The following is a 1502-nucleotide window of genomic DNA, read 5'->3' on the forward strand; positions in this document are numbered from 1 at the left end:
AATAATTCGAGAGATAATTTCGATGATATAAATGAGCTTCGAGTAAAAACTTGTCGAATAGGATTATTTGATAAATTTAAGACATAAGTTTGCCAGTGCTTGTGCCTTGTGCCTTGTGCCTAAAATGGTACTGCATTTTGTTCCACCTGTCAAGTAATATTTTGTTTTATTTAGATTTTTTATGGTTAATCGCTTATTTAATAAGCTTGTCTTTCTAAAGCGATTAAAGTATAGCCGTTTAAGAAATAGTTGGCTAGTTTTTTGGCGGACTTTTTTGTAAAGAAATGTAAATTGTAAGAATTATTCATCATGAATGGGCATAAACTTTATGGTTAAATTAATCTAAATATTTTATAGCTAAAAAGTTTAATCGACTATTTAAACAAAATACCAAGTATTTTTATTTAAATAGTCATTATTGAAGAGAAAATTATGGTGTAACGCAAGCTCCTCTATAGTCTTGATCTGAAAGATATCTAGCGCCAACAACACCTGTATTTGTCTCTACAACGCGAGTATAAAAGTCAATAAGATCTGATGTCCAATAATACCCTCTTAGCTCCCCCCAAGCAGGATCGCCAACTTGAAAAAATTCCCAATCACTATCTTTATAGTAGATTTGAGTCACTCGTCCCCATTCGCTAAATAATCCCCCCATCCAATAACCATTGGTTATATAACTAATTTTTCGTAAAGAGGCTCCGTCTGCTATACCATTTTGCCAATCCACAACTATATCTTCGCCACGCCTTGCATTGGTAAAATCAAGCACTTTGGTCATACGATATCCACCACCATTAAAGTTATTACAAAATGCTACTGCATTTTGATACCCCCCTGCACCACCTTTTTTAGTGACATACCAACGCTCTAACCTAAAACTATACAATGGGTCATTGTTTTTATCGTGTAAATAAAATGTTGAAGGAATAAAAGAACCAGGATTACTCTCCTTAGGACCCGTTAAGTTAATTTTTACAAGCCCTGTAGGTAGCGTATTTTCAGCATTTAACGTTAATGTTACCCCTCCCGTCGAAATTGTTCGACCATTTTTATTTACTATATCTTGTGCTTTCATTCCTGCAACACTCAAGTAAAAAAATAAATTATGAGAGCCTGTGGTTGGAAAGTTTGCTCCAGGATTCGCTGGATTATAAGCATAAAATCCTCTATATTTATTCCAATCACCATGCGGATCGTTAAGAGAAGAAACTGCACCATCGTAAGGTATATCATTTGAATGCCAATCATATTCTAAGTTAGGCATAGCATAACAAAATTGTGGTTTATCCATTTTGGGATAAAGATAATAGGTATGCCTATTTCCAGTAAATTTATCACTTTCAGAAGGAATACCATATTCTGTCTTAATGCTTACATCTTCCACTTCTAACGTCAATTGATAAGGTGCATCACAGCCATTTAATGCTTTATCTGAGTTATCCTTCACATAATTAGTAATATCTTGACCATATAAATTCTGCCATTTAATTTTTAATTTA

1 protein-coding gene is annotated in these 1502 nt (G+C 33.6%); it reads right to left on the minus strand.

Features of this window, described 5'->3' with window-relative positions; genetic code table 11:
* Positions 1-430: 430 nt before the first annotated feature.
* The coding region (locus A9G37_RS12870) for a hypothetical protein (protein WP_176701876.1) at positions 431-1502 on the minus strand (1072 nt) is incomplete at its 5' end.

The organism is Gilliamella sp. GillExp13 (assembly GCF_001690815.1).
In the GTDB taxonomy this organism is placed as follows: Bacteria; Pseudomonadota; Gammaproteobacteria; order Enterobacterales; family Orbaceae; genus Gilliamella; species Gilliamella bombi.